At 65.9% G+C, this 13,156-nt stretch carries 13 protein-coding genes; 3 read left to right on the plus strand and 10 right to left on the minus strand.

The features are described from left to right. On the minus strand, nucleotides 1-238 hold a 238-nt coding region (locus Mterra_RS13120; protein ID WP_147372769.1), incomplete at its 3' end, for a hypothetical protein. A gap of 191 nt (nucleotides 239-429) precedes the next feature. Between Mterra_RS13120 and Mterra_RS13125 the strand changes: the two genes are divergently transcribed. Beyond that, nucleotides 430-858: a hypothetical protein gene (locus tag Mterra_RS13125; RefSeq protein ID WP_147372770.1), complete on the plus strand. Its 429-nt coding sequence runs from the start codon at nucleotides 430-432 to the stop codon at nucleotides 856-858. Nucleotides 859-895: 37 nt separating this feature from the next. Here Mterra_RS13125 and Mterra_RS13130 read toward each other — a convergent pair whose 3' ends face one another. From Mterra_RS13130 to Mterra_RS13145, 5 genes are all read right to left on the minus strand, one after another. Continuing rightward, nucleotides 896-2,467 (minus strand): ATP-binding cassette domain-containing protein, encoded by a 1,572-nt coding sequence (locus tag Mterra_RS13130; protein ID WP_027894333.1) that lies wholly within the window; start codon nucleotides 2,465-2,467, stop codon nucleotides 896-898. A 46-nt stretch (nucleotides 2,468-2,513) separates the two neighbouring features. After that, nucleotides 2,514-3,407, minus strand: coding sequence for an ABC transporter ATP-binding protein (locus Mterra_RS13135; protein WP_147372772.1), 894 nt, complete (start codon nucleotides 3,405-3,407; stop codon nucleotides 2,514-2,516). Next, a complete protein-coding gene (gene lanKC / locus Mterra_RS13140) occupies nucleotides 3,404-6,139 on the minus strand; it encodes a class III lanthionine synthetase LanKC (protein WP_027894335.1) in 2,736 nt (911 codons plus the stop codon). The genes Mterra_RS13135 and lanKC overlap by 4 nt, the downstream gene beginning before the upstream one ends. Nucleotides 6,140-6,545: 406 nt before the next feature. Further along, complete coding sequence (locus tag Mterra_RS23675; RefSeq protein ID WP_218022933.1) at nucleotides 6,546-6,656, minus strand: class III lanthipeptide; 111 nt, start codon at nucleotides 6,654-6,656, stop codon at nucleotides 6,546-6,548. 351 nt (nucleotides 6,657-7,007) lie between these two features. Beyond that, nucleotides 7,008-9,353, minus strand: a complete 2,346-nt coding sequence (locus Mterra_RS13145) for a hypothetical protein (RefSeq protein ID WP_147372774.1) — start codon at nucleotides 9,351-9,353, stop codon at nucleotides 7,008-7,010. 949 nt (nucleotides 9,354-10,302) lie between these two features. Here Mterra_RS13145 and Mterra_RS13150 point away from each other — a divergent pair. Next, nucleotides 10,303-10,509 carry a hypothetical protein gene (locus Mterra_RS13150; RefSeq protein ID WP_027894336.1) on the plus strand — a complete coding sequence of 69 codons (207 nt, stop codon included), beginning with the start codon at nucleotides 10,303-10,305 and terminating at the stop codon, nucleotides 10,507-10,509. Here Mterra_RS13150 and Mterra_RS22385 read toward each other — a convergent pair. Then, nucleotides 10,478-10,642: a hypothetical protein gene (locus Mterra_RS22385; protein ID WP_157202964.1), complete on the minus strand. Its 165-nt coding sequence runs from the start codon at nucleotides 10,640-10,642 to the stop codon at nucleotides 10,478-10,480. The genes Mterra_RS13150 and Mterra_RS22385 overlap by 32 nt on opposite strands. 135 nt (nucleotides 10,643-10,777) lie before the next feature. Here Mterra_RS22385 and Mterra_RS13155 point away from each other — a divergent pair, with 135 nt between their 5' ends. Next, nucleotides 10,778-11,596 (plus strand): DUF1385 domain-containing protein, encoded by an 819-nt coding sequence (locus Mterra_RS13155; protein ID WP_051304421.1) that lies wholly within the window; start codon nucleotides 10,778-10,780, stop codon nucleotides 11,594-11,596. 118 nt (nucleotides 11,597-11,714) lie between these two features. On the opposite strand, the gene Mterra_RS23450 is transcribed toward Mterra_RS13155, so the two are convergent. From Mterra_RS23450 to Mterra_RS13165, 3 genes are all read right to left on the minus strand, one after another. Further along, nucleotides 11,715-11,840, minus strand: a complete 126-nt coding sequence (locus Mterra_RS23450; protein ID WP_275052634.1) for a hypothetical protein — start codon at nucleotides 11,838-11,840, stop codon at nucleotides 11,715-11,717. Between the two features lie 145 nt (nucleotides 11,841-11,985). Further along, nucleotides 11,986-12,513, minus strand: a complete 528-nt coding sequence (locus tag Mterra_RS13160) for a hypothetical protein (RefSeq protein WP_036219978.1) — start codon at nucleotides 12,511-12,513, stop codon at nucleotides 11,986-11,988. Continuing rightward, a complete protein-coding gene (locus Mterra_RS13165; RefSeq protein WP_027894337.1) occupies nucleotides 12,497-13,018 on the minus strand; it encodes a TraB/TrbI/VirB10 family type IV secretion system protein in 522 nt (173 codons plus the stop codon). The genes Mterra_RS13160 and Mterra_RS13165 overlap by 17 nt, the downstream gene beginning before the upstream one ends. Nucleotides 13,019-13,156 lie beyond the last annotated feature (138 nt).

The following is a 13,156-nucleotide window of genomic DNA, read 5'->3' on the forward strand; positions in this document are numbered from 1 at the left end:
CGACAGCAGCATCACCCCCCCGGCAGGGCCACGCCCCCGCCCGCGAGCGCCCGAGGGTCGGGGGCGTGGCCCTGCCGGGGGGGTGATGCTGCTGTCGGGGCAGCGCCAGGCTGAAGACGGGCACATCGCTGACGGTACCCTGGTCGGAGTACTGCTCGACCAGCTCGCACACGTCGAGGCTGCTGCCGTAGGCGAGGCGGACCTTCACGCGGGTGGCCGTGCTGGTGACCCTGGGCATAGGCATATGGTGCGGGTCGGCAGGGGTCGGTGTGCTAGTTTTGGAAAATGGAAAGATCAAACCGCGAACTCATGCAGTTCGCCATCGTTTTTGGTGCACTGGGGGTGGCTTTTCTGGCCAGTGTCCTGTTTGAGCCAAGCCGAAACCGCAGCTCTCCATCTGAGCCCTATCAAATGCCGACCGCCGAGGGCGTGGTCGGCCCATTCATTTTCGACTCGGTGGTCGCCGGCGACGAAAACTGGGGGCCCTGGCTCGAGCAGTCCCTCGAGGTTGTCGCCAGCCAGCTAGGCTACTCGGTGGTGCCTGAGCTCAACTGGGGCCAGTGCACCTCGAGGGAGTTCGCCTCTTCCGATGCTTCAGCCAAGGCGCTGGTGCGGGGAGACCCCTACCAGCAGGCCATCAAGCAGAGCATTCTGGAGGCCGGGTACGCGACGTACCTGCCCCGGCCCGAGGTAACGTCCCTGCCCGAAGCAGCCCTCTTGATGGGCCTGTGGGGCGGCGGTGACGTGTACGCCCCGCGCGACGGCTCGGAGGGCGAGTTCGTCGTGAGCACCTGGTACCTTAACACCATGCGCGAGAAACCGGCTCAGGTGCTTTGCGTGCTGAGCCTGCCGCGCTAGCCCTCGCCCGGCTCAAGCGCACCCGCGCGGGTGCGCCTTAGCCCTGCGGCTCCTCAGCTGTGGCTGGATGCAGCGCAGGTGGCGTCAGGTGGACCACCCGGTCGAAGCAGCCGCGGATCTGGTCAGCCCCGTGATGGATCATGACAAGCACCTTGCCCCGGGTACGCTCGAGGACCAGCTCTAGGAGTGTCTGACAACTGTCTGGGTCGAGGTTTGCAAGGGGCTCGTCCAAGATATAACAGTCTGAGTCCTTCAACAGAGCCACCAACACCCCGAACTTTTTTTTCTGACCTAGGGAGAGGCTATCGAAGGTCCGGTCGAGGTGTTCAAGTAGCCCTAGCCGCGCCGCGAGCGAAACGCCCTCCTCTGCCTGCCCCGGCGGTAACAACTCCCGCAGGGGCAGCGGTGGGAAGAAGACCGGCTCGATCAGCGCACTCACTGACTGTGGGCGCGCCACCGAGCCGGTGCTAGGGCCCAGCAGTCCCGCGATGATCAGGGCTAGGGTGCTCTTGCCGGACCCGTTCGGGCCTTCGATGAGTACCCGCTCTCCCGGCACTACCCGCAGGTCAAGGCTGTTTAGGACCTCCCTCCCGTCGTAGGCAAAGCTCACTCCCTGCAGCGCGAGTGACCCCTCCGCGGCCTCCCCTCGAGCGACAACCTCCTCTGCCTGTGCCAGCATCTTCGCCCCACGATTGGCAGACGCAGCTAGCTGAGAGAGCCTAGGCACGGCGTCAAGGAGACGACGCAGCCCGTTGACAGCAAACCAGTAGGCGTTCATGAAACCCATCAATCCCCCGATGGTCAGGTTGCCGGTTAGCACTGCGTACCCGCCACCCAGGATCACCAGCAGTTCGACCCAGCCGAGGAACATCCCGCTGAGGGTGCCATAGAGCTCGGCGTTGCGCACCCGCTGGTAGAGCCGGGCCTGAAACCGCTCGAACTGCGCGTCGAAGGCCCGAAGGCTAGCACCTACCAGGTCGAAGATCCGGGCGGTGCGGTAAGCCCGCACTGCCGACGCGACCACGCCTCGTAGCCGAGCCTCCTCCTCCTGTTCATCCTTAGATTGCGACTGGATCCGGCGGGCGAAGCGGCCGGAGAGCACGTAGAGGACTAGGGTGACAAGCCCCAGCACGGCGGTGAGTTGCCAGGACAGCAGCACCACCACGGACGTGCCGCCCAGCAGCAGCGCCACATCGCGGGCGATGCCCAAGGTGACATCCACCGTGGGCTCGGCGGTGTTCTTGGCCTCATCGTAGGTGCGCGAGAGATAATAGGCCTCGCCATCGCGGAGAACCTGCTCGTAGGGTAGCCGGTAGTAGGCCCCTAGTAAACGGCGGGCTAGGTCTGCGGACATGCGGTTTTTGAGCCTGCGGGCGTACAGCTGCGACCCCAGGTCAGACAACCGCAACAGTGTGACCAGGGTCAGTGCACCCGCGCCCACGCCTAGGAAGAGTCGTACGTCCCCGGCGGCGATCCCTTGATCGAAGAGCAGCTTGACCACCAGCGGGTTGATCGCGGCCGTGATAGCGGCGTTGGCGAAGGCCCAGGATGAGGCTAGGACAAAGGCTCGTCGGTGTGTACCCACCGCAAAGAGCAGCTTTCCGATCAAGGGGCAGCCTCCTCCCCCAGGATACAGGACGGGCGCGGGGTGGTAGTCAAGCTCCCAGGCGGAGGCGCGTAGAGCGTGTTGGCCTTCGCAGGATCATCACTAGCCTGCGAAGGCCATTCACCCCGTTCCAGAAGCTGTTCATGTACGCGAATAGGCCACCGAAGGTCAAGATCCCCACCAGCACCCCCAGCGCGCTCCCCAGAAACACCACGGACTCCACCCAACCCGGAACCGATTCCTGCAACGTCGAAAAAGCCCGAGCGCGCCGGAACTGAGCGTATATCCCAGCGTGAGCGATCTGGAGGAGGCGCTCAAGCGCGGCCCGTGAGTTTTCCCCCCCCGCATACGCACGAGTCAGGGCCTGGCGGAGGTCCTCCTCGAGCGATACGGCAGGGCCCTCGACGGCTAGCCGTCCGAACCAAGCAGCCATGGCGTAGAGCGTGGCTGTCATTATAGCCAGAGCGAGGGTAAGTTGCCACGACAGCCACAGAGCGACGGTCACTCCCCCCAGCAGCAGCGCCAAGTCCCGCGCCACCCCCAGCACCCTGTCCACGGCGGTATCGGCGGCCTGCCGTGCTGCACCATACGCGAATCCCGGTCCTTCGGGAGGTAGCCCCGTCGTCAGGTCTGCGGACTCCTGGCAGACAAGGTTGCCGAGTACCAGGCGCGTGACCCGGGCATCCTTCAGCCGCCGGGCATAGAGCAGCAGGCCGATGTCACTGAAACGTAGGAGGACCGAAATTACCAGCGACCCCGCCCCGAGCAGAACAAAGGTCGGTATATCACCCGCCACCACTCCCCTATCAACCAGGTAGAGCAGCAGGATCGGGTTAACCGTGGCGATCACGGCGGCATACGCGAAAGCCCAGGCCGCGGCCAGGGCCAAGGACGTATGCCTGGGCAGGACCAACCACACGAGCCTCGAAGGGACTGCGCTCATGTCTTCGCCTCCTGTGAGGAAAGCAAGGATCCCGCCTGATCTGCCAGGCGCCCTACGTGCCCTGACGAGTCAGCCAGAGCGCCACCTGGGCACTCATGCAGGAGCGGATCAAGTAAGAAGTTAGGGTTAGCCCCTCCACGGAGCAGGCGGTGCAGGAACAGTGCGATGCCTGCTGAGCCGGTTCCGTAGTCTGCGCTCAGCCGCTGCAGATCGTTCCCGGGAAACACCACGCCGCCGGGCCTCTCGACGGCGAACAGGCGGACCCCGCGAGCCACATTAAGCGCCTCGATGAGAAAGCGGGGTTCCTTTAAGAACTGGTGGCAGTCGAGGAGGAAATGGCCCAGCCCCGACAGCCCAGTGAACAACCCCGGGTAGATGGCGTACTTGCGGCAGGTGTCGGGGATTAGCTCTTCGAGCCGAGCCCGCAACACGGGGTCGCCGGTGACGATGCTGTAGCGCAACGCAGCGGTGCCGACCCCGGCGCTGCCGTAGCGCCAGTAGGGCATGCCGATGTGGAGGGTGGCCGTGTCCTCAGGGTATGAGCGGTAACCGTCCCGGGTGGGCACCGAGTAGCTCAGGTCGAACTCGAGGGCCCGTTGCCCCACCTCCAGGAAGCGCCTATCCCGCGTAGCCAGGTGCAGGTAGAGGAGGAAGGTGGCGACCCCCGATGACCCGTGGGCATAACCGATAGGGATACTCCCGTCCTCCCGCGGCCAGCGGCAGCCACGCTCATCTTCGGTGCGGCTGCGCAAAAGGATCTCGCCGATGCGAGCAGCCGCCTCGAGACATTCCAACTCGCCCGTCAGGCGCCACAAGGCCAAGCCCGCCAGCCCGCAGCCCGCTGCACCCCAGTAGAGGTCCCACACCCTGAACAGCAGGGGATGGCCGAAGGCTTGGCGCCAGATCTCCAGCGCCCGGTCCGGCTGGCCGAGCTCGGCCAGGGCCCAGGCGATGCCGGCCATCCCGGAGTAGAGCCCAGGCGCGTAACGGTCCTGGGTTACCTCGTGTGATCCGACCCACCGCAGCACCGCCTCCGGGACTGGTACCCCCACCGTTTTAAGGGCGTATGCCACCCCCACTGCCCCGTGGTCGAGGGAGAGGGGGTTAGAGCGGTCGGGGTCGCTGGGGAACAAGCGGTCCCTGCGGGAGGGGGTCGAGGTGGTCAGCAGATAGGAGCAGATACCGTTAAGGAGGGCTTCGAGCCAGTTCCCGGCGTGTGCTGGCGGAGTACGAACCGCCCGAGACCGGACGGGCTGAAGCCGACGCGTTTCGGGTCGCTCGAGCGCTGCCGCCACGGCGAGCGGGTCCGGGCGAGTCTCCTCGGTGGGATCCATCAGTGCCAAGATCAACTCCGTCGCTGCATCAGGGATCCCCACGTCCTCTTGGAGCGCTGTTAAGAAGACCTCATGCGCCCGTGGAGCCACGCTGAGAAGGTTGTTCATCGGGAACAGGAGGTAGAGCAGGAGCGCGCCCAGCGCGAAGTGGTCGTCGACGAACCGCACCTCCTCCTGCCGGAGCCGACTTGGGTGGCAAAACCCTGCGGTGACAACGTGCAGCGGGCGGTCGACCCCGGCTTCGTAGGCACCCTCGAAGTCGATCAGGCGCACCGACCCGTCCGCCAGGACCAGGACATTGTTGGGGGACAAGTCACCGAAGGCGACGCCATGGGCATGCAGGGTGGCTACGGCCTGGGCCATGGCGCGTCCAATGCCGAGAACCTGGTCGTACCAGTTCTGCAGTTGGGTGCGGCTTGGCCGGTACTCCAGCAGAGGGCTCAGGGTTGCCGGGTGGGCATGGAGCGGCAGCCCGTCAACGAATTCCTCGACGAGGAAGAGGTGCTCCCAGTCTTGAAATAGGTCGATTACCTGGGGGGCCACCCCAGCGGCGGCCAGCTTGCTGAGCAGACGGAACTCCTTGGAGAGGTTCTTCACCGCGTCATTGCCCCGGAGGTCGGTGCAAGTGTGGGGCCTCGCCTCCTTGATCACCACCGTGTCCCCGGACTCGAAGTCACGGGCCAGGTACACCCCGCCGGAATTAGAGAAGGCCAGAACTTCGTTGACTTCGTAGCGTCCGTCCTTGAGCGACGGTGACTCCAGCTCCGCGTTCACCACCTGAGATGCGAACGGATCTGACGCCCACGAAGGCGGGTTGAAGAAGGGGGTACGATCGTCGGGCACCATGCGGAAGTCCGGTGACACGATCATAGGCTGCACTAGGCCGGACGGCTGGAGCCGGGGGAGAGTGACGATCCCCCCGTAGCGGTAGTAGACCACCTTAGAGTCCTTGTAGCGCTGGTCCGAGAGGATATACGGCCCCTCGAAAGACGCCAGGGCATGGTATAGCCGCTCGATCAGCTCGGTGAAGTCGGGCTCACTCGAGGGATAAATCGTGAAGAACTTACCTGCCGCTCCCCGGTCCCACGACTTGGAGTTAGTCAGGAAGAGCATCTGCCGGTCGACGATGAACTTAAAAGGGGTTCTGGCTGCCACGCAGATCGGCACCACTGCAGCCAGAACCTCGGAGGCGTTGGGCACCGTGGCAGACACATGGATCTTCCAGCCTTGGAGGGGGATATCCACAAATGGGGGAAAGCAGTGGAACCAGATGTTAGCCTGGGAGACTCTCCAATCGACGGGCAGCAGGGAGGTGGCCAAGCTGGTGTACTCGTGGCCCGGCCGGTAGACGTCGAGCGACTCGTAGAACTCCGGGTCGACGATTAGATGAGTGAACACGTTGCGGCGGCGTACCTCCCGCCGCGCCTCGCGGGTCGTCGTCGGCCCACCTGAAGGGGTGGGGCTGTTCGCGTCTGGGGTCATATGGACCTACCGGATCAACAGACACGGCGGTGGCGGTCTCTTTAGGCGTTGGCCCTGGGTCGTCTAGTTCCTAATTCCGCCGTGTGCTGGTAGTTCGCAAGGGTTCCCCTGTTAGGGGCATCCTGCGTTCTGGGAGGAGCAGATGACGCTCAGGGTGCTCAGGTGCTGGGGCGCTGGGCGGCTGGTACCTTGGGGAACGAGCTTCTGCAACGCCAGTATCCTAGACATTCCTGGGTTCACCTCCCCGCGTGACGGTACAATGAGGTTCTCCAGTACGGCTGGCTAGGGAAAGCAGTGATCGGCGCACCCTGAGGCCGGCCTGCTAGCACCCGTTGCTGTTGGAGGAGCAGTTCGTACTGATGGCGCTCCAGCCCTGCGGGGCAGGGCGGGCGACTTGCGACGACAGCTTTTGTAAAGCCAAGATCCTGCGCATAACCCACACTCCTTTCGAGTTGCATCGGGCCGCGACGCGTGAGACCGCCGGTCGCCGGCGACCCCTCGTGGGGTCGGCCTCTTTTTAGCTTCGTTAAGGTTGCCTTCAGGTTGTCTCCAAGTTGCGTACGGCCGTGCTGCCTTAACAGCCTGTAGGCAACCCGAAAGCGGCATCGTGGAGACACGAGGTGATCGGTATGTGTAGACCACGGTCGTACCTGCAAATATGCCTGCTGCGGCTGGCTGTCCTGGCGCTCGTATGGGCTGGCCTGGCGTCGGCCGACCCGTCGGACCCGGGGGATGGCGGAGGGGTCAGCCCGAATGGCGGCAGCAGCCCGACCGCATCAGCGCCCTATAACCCGTAGGAACGCCGAATCTGCGCCGCGCAAGCCTCTGCACGCGGCCGTGCAGGATCTTGGGGAAGCAACACCTCCAGCAGGGCCTCCCATAGCTCAAGGTCGTCCTCTACCCGCTCAGCCAGCAGCATTAGCAGCTCAGGGTCCCGCGCGGCTAACACTGCACGCCGGAGCATCTCCTCGAGCTCGGCACGGGCACTGACGATCCCGGGGGCCTCGGAGGAGGGGAGTAGCGAGCCGCCGTACAGGGCCAGCGCCTCACGGAGGTTCCCCTGCCGGATCAGCTGTGAGACCTTGCCCCAGTCCGACTCGAACGGGACCGTGATCCGGTAGGGCCGCGTCCCCACGGGTACAGACTCCCTCAGGCAGGAGACGTGGGCCTTAAGGGTCGAAAGGTTGCCCTCGTCACCCTGCAGGAGCAGTATCAGGCGTTCGGCCGTAAGCCCCTGCGGGTACATGGCAAGCAGCGCCAAGATCTCTAACCGACGCAGGGGTAAGGGGATCCGCCTGGAGCCCATCCAGACCTCCGCCTTGCCCAGTAGGCGCAGTTCCACCCGTTCGCCTCCCCGGATCAGCGAGCGTAGCCGGTCGAAGGCCTCCGGCGGGCCTGCGAGGGCCCGAAGGCCGCTGTCGCTAAGCTCGGCCAAACGAGGTGCTGCCCGCTCCAACGTCGCCCTGGCCTGTTCCTCATCCCCGAGGTGGAGGTGGGCGTTCGCCAAGTAGAGCATCGCCTGGGCCTGCCGGTAGGCGAGCAACGGCGAACCCATGGCGTTCACCGACTGCTCCAGGAGCGGCAGCGCACGCCGGGGATCCTTTAGAGCGAGAGCCATCCCATAGGCCAGCAGCCCCCGCCGCTCATATACAGGGTGGGTCCCGCGTGCTAGGGAGTACGCTGCTTCGCCAACCTCTTTAGCGCGTTCGAACTGGCCAACCTCGAGGAGTGCCCGTACCAGATTGTTGCCCTCCGGCCCCCGCCGCGGCCTGGAGGCGGCCTCCCAATTGGCCGCGGCGTACTCGAGGGCACGGTCACCCTCGCCCCTCGCAAGGCAAAGAGCGGCGAGCGTAGAGCGCATCAGGCGGCTCAGGTCAGGGATTCCCCCGGCGCTCGCCAGGCTGTGTTCGGCCTCGCAGAGACGCTCCAGGCCCTTGAGTTCCCCGACCAGCACACGGGCATAACCCCAGTTGTTTAGCAGGGCGAGCCGCCGGTATACATCGCCCAGCGGGATCTTATCGGCCTCATGCAGCGCCCAGTCTAGAATGCGCGCCCCTTCCACATACTTGCCTAGCCCGAGCAGAGCCACCCCGAGCCCCTCGGCGTTGCGCACCACCTCGTAGGGCTCACCCTCCTCCTCGGCGAGGGCCAAGGCTTTCCGTAACACTTCCTCCGCAGCCTCGGGGTCCTGTACCTCCAGGGCCTTGCCAAGCTGGTAGAGAGTGAACGGGGTGCGCCGCGCCTCGACCGCTTCCTGGACCAGCGGCACAAAGCGGTCAATGGGAGCCAGGGTGCCTGCGTACAGGGCCCGCAGTTCAGGGGCGGCACGCTCGTTGAGGTATACTTCCACCTCCTCACGAACCAGGCGGTGCCTGCCCACCCGCACGCTAGCCGCCAGCCGCCAGAACAGGCATTCTTCTTGTTCCCGGATCGCTTTCGGCAACCGCTCCAGGAGTGCCAGGAGCTTGTGGTGCAGACCCTGAGCGTGCATGCGGTGGGCGGCGGGCGTGATGACCTCCGGTACCCGCTCCGGCAGATGGAGCGCGGCAAGTTCAAGCGCCTGTTCATAGCAGTGCTGCTCGAGGAGCAGTTCGAAGACCTGGCTATGACTGGGGTCGTCTACAACCCCTCCTGGAGTAGCCCACCCCGAGGGGGTTGGAACCCAGGGCTGCGGGAGCCCGTACCGCCGGGCCAAGGCTTGGCGGAAGAGCTCGTAAGCCCCCCGACTGTCCCGCCAGAGACTCTGGACCTTGGCCTGATCAAGGACACCCGCCATCAAGTAGGCTTCATCGAGCGTCAGGCTTATGTCCTCCGGGCCCAGAGTTACGGAGTCCCCGAGCTCTTGTAGAAGACCTGTACCGTCGACCTGGAGTACGAGTTGCGCCCTGCTGCGGCGAACCAGATGGTGTAAGGCCTCTGCAAGATCGGGGGCATGCTCTGCTCCGCTGACGGCGATGGTATACGGTCTCAGAAGGTCCAGGTAAGCTTCGGCGTGGTCGAGGGCGTACTGCCAAGGCCCGCCATAACGGCCTAGGGGGCTCAGGCCGGGCAACGTCTCCAGTGCCCTGACCAAGGTGTCGCCAACCGCTACCGGGTTTCCTGCAGCGGACCGGTCTAAGTCGATCCACACCAGCCGCTCGCGGCAAGCGCGGAGGCCGTAAAAGATGTGCGGGATACCCCACGTCCAATCCGCCCTGATCAATGTGGTGCCCGGCTGCGGCCGCAGCCGGGTTAGAACTCGCTCAAGCCACATACCAGTACCCCAGAGCTCCGCCTTCAGTGCAACAACGGCTCCACAGCATGCCCAAACCTCCTACCTCCGCACTCAAGTCGTAAGACGTGTACCGGACAACCGACTAGCCGCAGTAAAGGTGAGCCGTACGGGGGTGGAAGGCGCCAGAAAGAGCCGGTGGCCGAGCTGGCTGAACTGGTACTCTTCTAGAATACATCACCCGGGGCTAACTGCCTGGTGTCACTAGGTGGTTACGTGTAGTAAGATGCGCCCATGCTCCTCCCGGTTCACACCCAGGGAGTGTGTAGTCGTCAAATCTCATCCAAGGGGGCACCTTTAGCACCCCCGGTCGTCGTAATCTTGCGCCGGGGTAGGCAAGAGGCTCACCGCTAGCAGAGGGCTTGTGGTTGATCAGGTGCGTCGCCTAGCAGCTGGCACGGCCGGGCTTTTCCCTACCCTGCAGGGGCACCCCCGGACCAACCAAGCCTTCAAGCACAGGGCCCGGTAGGCCTGTGGGGCAGTGCAGACCTCCACTACCGCTACGCCTCGCCGGAGGCGCTTCCCGGGACCTACGGCGCTTGGGCCCGGCGAGCGCAGGCGCTGTGGGAGCGGGCGGCGGGACCCTGGGGACGGCCCCTCCTGGCAGGGGTTACCGGGTCTTCCACGACCAGAAGTACCCCATCACCCCCTCGGAGCTCACCCAGCAGAAAAACCCGGTGGTTCCGCAGGGGAAGGGATTCTTCATGACCACCCCGCCATCCGCGAACAGGGCGTAGCGCCTGACGTAGGCTTGACAGGTTTATCCAAGCTTTACCTCCGGGGAAACAGTGGATATTCTCTGGGGCGTATGCCGAAAACCGAGTTCTACGGATTGGTCATGAACAACCTCTACCTGCCGCCGCACGGCCTCAACAGGCTCTCCGAGGCCAAGAACCTTGCCCCCGAGATCCGCAACAGCCTGCGGTGGCTGGAGGAGAACGGCTTCAGCATCAAGGGCATCATCCCCATGACCGCGGGATCGTTCACCCTGCTGTTCGAGCGTCAGGTTCCCTGAGCTCGGCCTCGATCACGCCCACCCCGAGCTGCTTGGCCTGCTTCATCAGGTCGGTGGGCTTGTGGTACTCCACCGACCCGTAGCGGATGCACACCACCAGCGCCGCCTGCGCGTCGTAGCGCCGCTCGCCCATGCGGAGTGGCTGGTTTGAAGGTGGCGCTGGTCTCGGCCCTCCTCGCGCTGCGCTCGTAAGCCGGTGAGCCCCCAGCGGCGCACACGGCTCTCATCTTGCCCCGCGCCGCCCCGCCGTCCCCGCTACAATCAGGGCGTGGAAGCGAAGGCGCTCACGGCGCGGCTCATCGGGGGCATGGCCCTGCCGCAGGGGGTGTTGTTGATGAGCGAGGAACGGGTGGCCCTGGGCTACCACGACGCCCAGGGGCGGCTGCAGCTGTACACCCGCGACCTCAACCCCCACTGGGCGCGCCGGGCCGGGCCGGCGGGCACGCTGGGGCTGCTGCTCCTGGAGAGCCTGCGGGCTTGGTGGCGGACCCAGCAGGGGCAGGGGGAGGTCAGGGTGATCCTGGCGGGGGCGCTGGCGGGCGCCCCGCTGGGGCTGTTGCTGCGGGCGCAGGCGCTCTTGCCCGCCTGGCAGCTCAGCCTCCTCTCCTTGGCGCTGCTGGCGCTGGTGATCGGCTCGCTCTACCGCCTCTACGCCCCCTTCCGGCAGGCGCTTTGGCACAGCCGGCGCTACCACGGGGCCGAGCACATGGCCGTGTACGCGCTGGAAGCGGGCCAGGCCATGAGCCTCGAGGGGCTGCGGCGGCAGCCCATCCTCCACCCCTTCTGCGGCACCAACCTGGCGGCGCTGTGGTTGATGGCGTTCCCCCTGGTGCTCTTGCTGCCGGTGTGGCTCCAGCCCCTGATAGTTCTGCCGCTGCTGCCGGTGTTCGGCTGGATGGCCCGCAACAAGGACCGCCCCCTGGCGGGGAAGCTGGTGGCCATCGGCTACTGGGGCCAGCGCTACACCGTCGCACACCCCGAGGAGCGCCACCTCGAGGCCGCCCTCAAGGCGGTGGAAGGGTTGGGGTTGGCGCGTGGGGTTGACGTTTGTGGCGACGCGGGCCTGGTGGGTAGCGCTAGCGCTTAGGGCCAGGCGGCGCCTCGAGCCGCCTTGGCCCGCCCGGTGCAGCCCCGGTTGGGGCAAAAAAAGAGCCCCCTCGAGTCCCGGACACTCGAGGGGGGAGGGGAGCGGCTGTGGCTATCTATTACCTGGTGTTAGCCCGCCAGACAAGGTAGGCGATCCCGGCGGTCACCAGGACCCCCGGAACTATGCCGCCCATGAAGGCGAGCGCGGTCGCGGCAGCGGCAGCGACGAAAAGGATCAATTTCATACATCTTCCTCCTTTCAAAGCCCAGTAGGGCAGAAAGGAGAACCTGTGTCTGTTTTTCAAGCTCCCCGGAGAGCCTGAATGACTCAGGCCCTCCTGTAGAAGGATTATATACCGTCTATCCGCTCACGTCAGCGGCCGGGGCCGCTCAGCTGTACCACGGCGCCAGCAGCACCCGCACCCGCGGCTCCTGGGGCAGCACCCGCTTGAGATGACTCAGCCGCGAGGGGATCGCCACCCCCCAGAACTGCCGGGCGTACATCCGGCTGAAGCCGGCGTGCTTGCGGCGGAGGTCGGCGCGGCTGTACCCCAGGTCGTACTCGACGGCGCAGGGCCCTTCCTGCGTGTACCACACCGCGTCGGGCGTGGCGTCGAGGTGAACCCTCGCGGCGTCGGAGTACCAGTCCTCGCAGCGGGCCTTGAGCGCGTAGCGCATCTCGGCCACCCCCGCCAGGTGGCGCAGCGCGAAGTCGGGGAGGGCAGCCGCCTCCTCCAGCGCCACGAAGGCCACGCGGAACTTGCGGCGCCAGGTGGCCTCGTTGATGGTGTGCTCCACCAGCACCACCCCCTCCAGCCCCGCGGGGTCCACCCCCGGCCAGCGCCGCCGGAACTGGCGTAGGCTCAGGGCCTTGTCGCAGGCCAGCGACTCGCGCGGCGGCTCAGCGACCGCCCACATCCCCTGGCACCACCAGGATCTGCATGCGGGTTCCCGGCTCCAAGGTCCACACCCGCACCACGCTGGTGGAGTCGGGCGGGGCGGCGATCTGCTTGGCCGACCCGGAGAGGATGGTCAGCCCCAGCGGCGGGGGCGCGCTCGAGGAGGCCACCCCCCCACCGGGCAGGATGGTGGTGGAGGAGCTCTTGGAATAGAACTCGATGTAGGAGACCAGGCCCGAGGCGGCGCCCCGCAGCAGGTTGGTCACCAGGTTGGGGGCCTGTTCGCTGACGCTAGCCGGGACGCCCGCCACCCCCCGCTCGTCGAGCGCTACCGCCCGCACCACGTAGGCCATTTTCCCCTTGTAGGCCCGGTCGAACTGGATCTGCAGTCTCCCGGCCCTGTCCAGCGTGGCCACGCCGAAGAACACGTACCCTTCCTTGGTGCGGGCCATCAGCGCGGCCTGGGAGGACCCCTCGGGGATCACCACGCCCGAGACCAGCTCCCCCTGTTGCTTCTCGCCCACCTCGAAGGGGTACTCCGCGGCGGCCGGGGCGGCCCCCGCGAAACTCGCGCAGCGTGGCGGCGTGGGTGGGGTTGACGGGCGGCAGCGCCGAGGGGTCGCGCAGGGACTTCAGCGCGTCGAGCAGCTCGGGCCGCTCCC

Source organism: Calidithermus terrae (assembly GCF_003574345.1).
GTDB classification, from domain to species: Bacteria; Deinococcota; Deinococci; order Deinococcales; family Thermaceae; genus Calidithermus; species Calidithermus chliarophilus.

What these genes read in the sequence shown, in the direction of transcription:
- Mterra_RS13135 (WP_147372772.1), bottom strand. Translation starts at nt 3,407, where the DNA reads ATGAGCGCAGTCCCTTCGAGGCTCGTGTGGTTGGTCCTGCCCAGGCAT.
- Mterra_RS23675 (WP_218022933.1), bottom strand. Translation starts at nt 6,656, where the DNA reads ATGCGCAGGATCTTGGCTTTACAAAAGCTGTCGTCGCAAGTCGCCCGC.
- Mterra_RS13150 (WP_027894336.1), top strand. Translation starts at nt 10,303, where the DNA reads ATGCCGAAAACCGAGTTCTACGGATTGGTCATGAACAACCTCTACCTG.
- Mterra_RS22385 (WP_157202964.1), bottom strand. Translation starts at nt 10,642, where the DNA reads ATGGGCGAGCGGCGCTACGACGCGCAGGCGGCGCTGGTGGTGTGCATC.
- Mterra_RS23450 (WP_275052634.1), bottom strand. Translation starts at nt 11,840, where the DNA reads ATGAAATTGATCCTTTTCGTCGCTGCCGCTGCCGCGACCGCGCTCGCC.
- Mterra_RS13160 (WP_036219978.1), bottom strand. Translation starts at nt 12,513, where the DNA reads ATGTGGGCGGTCGCTGAGCCGCCGCGCGAGTCGCTGGCCTGCGACAAG.